At 65.5% G+C, this 5,101-nt stretch carries 3 protein-coding genes; all 3 read left to right on the forward strand.

Annotated elements, in window-relative coordinates; translation table 11 throughout:
• The first annotated feature begins 473 nt into the window (after positions 1–473).
• The 3 genes from phaC (at position 474) to phaR (ending at position 3,746) form a co-directional block, all read left to right on the forward strand.
• Positions 474–2,297, forward strand: coding sequence for a class I poly(R)-hydroxyalkanoic acid synthase (gene phaC, locus ACFHYO_RS11790; protein WP_394320620.1), 1,824 nt, complete (start codon positions 474–476; stop codon positions 2,295–2,297).
• A 200-nt stretch (positions 2,298–2,497) separates the two neighbouring features.
• Positions 2,498–2,971 (forward strand): Phasin, encoded by a 474-nt coding sequence (locus ACFHYO_RS11795; protein ID WP_394320622.1) that lies wholly within the window; start codon positions 2,498–2,500, stop codon positions 2,969–2,971.
• Positions 2,972–3,116: 145 nt separating this feature from the next.
• Entirely contained in the window at positions 3,117–3,746 is a 630-nt protein-coding gene (gene phaR, locus ACFHYO_RS11800; RefSeq protein ID WP_052174889.1) for a polyhydroxyalkanoate synthesis repressor PhaR, read from the forward strand.
• Positions 3,747–5,101 lie beyond the last annotated feature (1,355 nt).

Here is a 5,101-nt window from a genome sequence, read left to right on the forward strand (position 1 = left end):
CCGACGGCGCGGCCGGGAAACGCGGGCGCGCCTCGGGATCGCGCGCGGCGAAGTCGTCCGCGGACGGGGCCGGGCGGAAGGGCGCGCGAGCGGCGGCTGAGGCCGACGGCGCGGCGGCGGCGCGCGGGGCAGGGACCGCTGAGGCGAAGGGTGGTGGCGAGACGGCCGGACGGCGCGCCAAGGGACCGGCCAAGGCGGACGGTGCCGCGACGAAAGCGGGGGGTGAGACGAAACGCCGCACTGCAGCAAAGTCGGATGCTGCAGCTGCGAAGGCAGCGACCGCGACGGCTCGAGGCGCGCGCGGCGCGGCGGGCGAATCACGGCCTTCGACTGATTCTCAACCTCAGCGGTCGGGCGACGAGGCCGCCGCGAAGACCGCCAAGCGGGACACGGAACGGACCGAGGAACGCGCCGAGACCGCCGCCGAATCCCAGCGCGCGCCGCAGTCCGGCCCCGACGGCTACCGCGGCGACATGGCCACCGCCGCCAGCACCCTCGCCGCCACGGCGCCCGCCGACGACGAGGCCGCGCGCAACCCGCTCGCCATCGCCGGTCTGCCGGCCCGCCTCGCCGAGAACATCGAGCGGATCGAGGCCCTGGGGCAGCGGCTGCTGGCCGCGATGGCGGCCAAGCCCATGCACAGCCCGGCCGTCGAAGGCCCGGGGCCCGAGCTTTACGGCTCGGTCGCGCAGGCGTGGCTGAAGCTTGCGACCGAGCAGCCGGCGCGGCTGATCGAGCAGCAGGTCCGCTACTGGGGCGAGACGCTGCGCCATGTCGCGGCGGCGCAGGGCGCCTTTGCCCGCAACCTCGCCGCGCCCGAGACCGACACCCCGCCCGACCGGCGCTTTAAGAACCCGCTGTGGACCACCAACCCGTTCTACAGCTTCGTCATGAACCAGTACCAGATCAACGCCGAGGCGATCCGCAAGGCGGCCGCCGATCTGGACATCCCCGACGAGACCGACCGCCGCCGGATCGACTGGTTCACCCGCCAGATGATCGACATGCTGGCGCCGACGAACTTCCTCGCCACCAACCCCGACGCGCTCGAACGGGCGATCGAGACCGAGGGCGAGAGCCTCGTCCGCGGGCTCGAGAACCTGGTGCGCGACATCGAAGAGAACCGCGGCGACCTCGTCGTGTCGCTGTCGGACCGCAGCGCCTTCCGCGTCGGCGAGAACATCGGCACCACGCCGGGCGAGGTCGTCTATCGCACCCCGATGCTCGAGCTGATCCAGTTCCGGCCGACCACCGAACAGGTGCACCGGACCCCGGTCATCGTGTTCCCGCCGTGGATCAACAAGTACTACATCATGGACCTCAAGCCGCAGAACAGCCTGCTGCGGTGGATCGTCGAGCAGGGCTACACGCTCTTCGTCGTGTCCTGGAAGAACCCCGGCACCGAGGCGGCCGAGCAGTCGATGGACGACTATGTGTCGGCCTATCTCGACGTGGTCGGCAAGGTGCTCGAGCTGACGGAGGAGCCGCAGCTCAATGCCGTCGGCTACTGCATCGCGGGGACCACGCTCTCGACCACGCTGGCGCTGATGCAGCAGAAGGACGACGACCGGATCAAGTCGGCCACGCTCTTCACCACGCTGACCGACTTTTCGGACCAGGGCGAGTTCACCACCTTCCTGCAGGACGATTTCGTCGGCGGGATCGAGGACGAGGTGGCGCGCACCGGCTATCTGTCGGCGCAGCTCATGCAGCGGACCTTCAGCTTCCTGCGCGCCAATGACCTGGTGTGGGGGCCGGCGATCCGCAGCTACATGCTGGGCGAGGCGCCGCCGGCGTTCGATCTTCTCTACTGGAATGGCGACGGGACCAACCTGCCGGGCAAGATGGTCACGCAGTATCTGCGCAACCTCTGCCAGAAGAACGCGCTCGCCGGCGAGGGGTTCGAGATCCTCGGCCACACGCTGCACCTGCGCGACGTGAAGGTGCCGATCTGCGCCGTCGCCTGCGAGGCCGACCACATCGCCCCCTGGCTGCACAGCTGGAAGGGCGTGGCGCAGATGGGCTCGGACGACCGGCGGTTCATCCTGTCCGAGTCCGGCCACATCGCCGGGATCATCAACCCGCCGACCAAGGTGAAATACGGGCACTACACCTCGGACGCCGGGTTCTCGGGCAGCGCCGACGACTGGCGCAAGGCCGCGCAGTACCACGAGGGCAGCTGGTGGAACCGCTGGGGCGACTGGCTGGCCGAGCGGTCGGGTCCGATGGTCCCGGCCCGCACGCCCGCCGAGTCGCTCGGGCCGGCGCCGGGAACCTACGTGCTCGAAAAGGCTTGATTGTTTGCCCGGGCCGGCGCGCCGGCCCGGGTTTCCCCAAGCTGCGGCGCGCGCGTGTGCGGCAAACGCGGCGGGGACGGGAGAGGGGCAGAAGTATTTTGCTGCACCGCAGCAAACCCTGTTGAAATGCTGCGACGCAGCATTTATCAATGAGTGCAGACGACAAACCCGCGACCACCACGCTTACGAGGATGACTTCGATGGCCAAGACCCCCGACTTCACCAAGCCGTTCCAGGACATGATGCAGAACTTCCCGGTCGACACCTCGTCGATGACCGAGGCGTTCAAGACCCAGTCGCAGCTGGGCGAGAAGATGACCCGCGTGGCCCTGCAGGCCGCCGAGCGTTCGACCGAGATCTCGGCCGCCTGGGCCAAGGACACCATCGCCCGCATGGGCGAGCTGGCGACCTCGAAAGAGCAGCCGGCCGACTATGCCAAGGCGATGTCGGACTTTGCCTCGGCCGCCGCGGAACTCGCCGCCGAGCACATATCGGCCTATGCCGAGGTGGCCAAGCGCGTGCAGATGGACACCGTCGATCTGCTGATGAACGCCGGCAAGGAAGCTCAGGGCGACATGCAGCGCATGGCCGACACCGCGGCCCGCAACGTCCAGGACGCGACCCGCAAGGTGCAGGACGCGGCCGCCGAGGCGACCAACAAGGCCAAGGGCTGAACCAGACCCGTATGTACGGCGGCTCGCCCGGACGGGCGGGCCGGCCCGGTTCACGAGGACGCGCGCCCCCGCAAGGGGCGCGTTTTTCTTTTGCAATTGCAACGCTGCGGCCGCAAACTTTCCGCAATTGCACAGGACGCGGCCCATGCCCCCCGAGAAGCCTACCGAGACCGACCAGCCCCCCCAGCCGCTGCTGATCAAGCGCTACGCGAGCCGCCGGCTCTACAACACCGAGAGCAGCGACTACATCACGCTGGACGAGATCGCCCGGGTGATCCGCGAGGGGCGCGAGGTGCGGATCGTCGACCTGCGCTCGGGCGACGACCTGACGCGGCAGTACCTGCTGCAGATCATCGCCGAGCACGAGGCGCGTGGCGAGAACGTCCTGCCGGTCGATGTGCTGACCGACCTCGTGCGCAGCTACACCGCGCAGGCGCAGTCGGTGGTCCCGCAGTTCCTGGCCGCGAGCTTCGAGATGCTGCGCGACGGGCAGTCGAAGCTGCTCGAGCAGATGACGAGCCTGCAGCATCCGATGGCGTCGATGCCCGGCTTCGCCGAGATGCAGCGCCAGCAGCAGGCCTTCCTGAGAGCGATGATCGGCGGCTGGTCCGGCAGCAGCGGTCCCGCGCCGGACGACGAAGAAGGAGAGGCGGCTTTGGCGGATCCTCAGCCTGGGAAGGGCAAGCTGAAGCCCGACTCCCGGTCCGCCTCCGCTGAGGCCGAGGAGATCCGCCGACAGCTTGCTGCGCTACAAGATCGGATTTCTCGGCTTTAGCTGGACGACATTTTTTCAGAGCGGCTGACGAGACTGTTGATGCTAGGCGCAACGAGCCGACATATTTTAGCCCGCGGCAATAAACGCAGCTTCATCGACTGATCGGCGAAAGGCGAGGTTGACGCGTGCAGTGCAATCCTAGTGATAATGGCTAGGAATATCTAAATTTTAAGTGAAGATAGTGACTCTATTGGCTGCGGCACCGCTACAGCGAATCATCCGCTATGCTCTTTTTGATAATTTGGTGCTGGAGGAGCTAGGTTGTGCTCGCCTGCCCAAAACATCTGGCGTGTTTCAGGCGCAAACAAGAGTAAAATAAGATTACGATAGGCCCAGCTGCTGTAAGATCGTCGGGGCGTCGCTTAATTTGGGTTTCTACGCAAGGAGACAGGGGAAACCGTCCGGTCAGGCCCTTGCATTTAAGAGAAATTTAGATGTTGAATTGCGGATTGGCGTGTTAATAACTTCGGCCGTGCGAAGGTTTCCACAGGCATCCCAGACTTCAACACACTTCTGTCCGCAGAAAAAAGCATCGAGGAATGTGTCGGTGCATAGCCCAGTAATATAGCCCTCCCTGAACGCCGGTTGAACGAACCTACGCACGACCTTCTTTACCTTGCGCAAGAGTCAACGTAACTCAATCCTAGATCTGACCCCTGCCGGCCTTCCCCATGGGGCGGGACTATCGGGGTGCTCAGTAATCTAAACTGGGCTTGCGGCAGCGGCTGGAACGCGGCGAGCGCTGCCACGCTCGCCGATCTTGCCGCCGACGAGGGCCTCTTCGACCGCGATGTCAGTTGTTCTCCTGCGCCTCGCATGGTTGGCACCCGAGCTGCTCGAGCAGCTTGCCACCCACGCGAGCCCTCTAGGATCAGCATCTATGATCTGCATTTCTTGGTCGCCGTGCCGTGGGACGAGCAGCCGGCGCGAGGATTCGACTGAGACTCACTGAAAGCTCGCTCGGTAAGACGTCAGAGTAAGCGGGACATGGGCATTAAGCAGAGGGCACAGTTCGGACGCCGTAAGCTCCCGTGATAAGTTCCACCGCCGGACCAGCTTCCATTCCACGCGCGGTTCCTCGGCCACGGCCAGTTGATTGCGCGTGGTATGAACTGGTCCCAGCCCTTCGTTGTCTTCGCCTCGATAAGCCGCCACAGGCCGTCCCGCTCGAAGCTGGCAATATCTTAGCCGGCTCCGTCCCTGTCCTCCTCCCACACCCAGTGAACCTCGAGCGCGAGTGCTGTGACCCCCGATAACTCTTCCATCTGATGCTAGAGTCCGGCCCAATGAGCGGACCGGACATGAAGAGATCGAAGTTCACCGAAGAGCAGATCATCGCGATCCTGCGGGAGCAG

This window comes from Paracoccus panacisoli (genome assembly GCF_042435015.1).
Taxonomy (GTDB): Bacteria; Pseudomonadota; Alphaproteobacteria; order Rhodobacterales; family Rhodobacteraceae; genus Paracoccus; species Paracoccus panacisoli.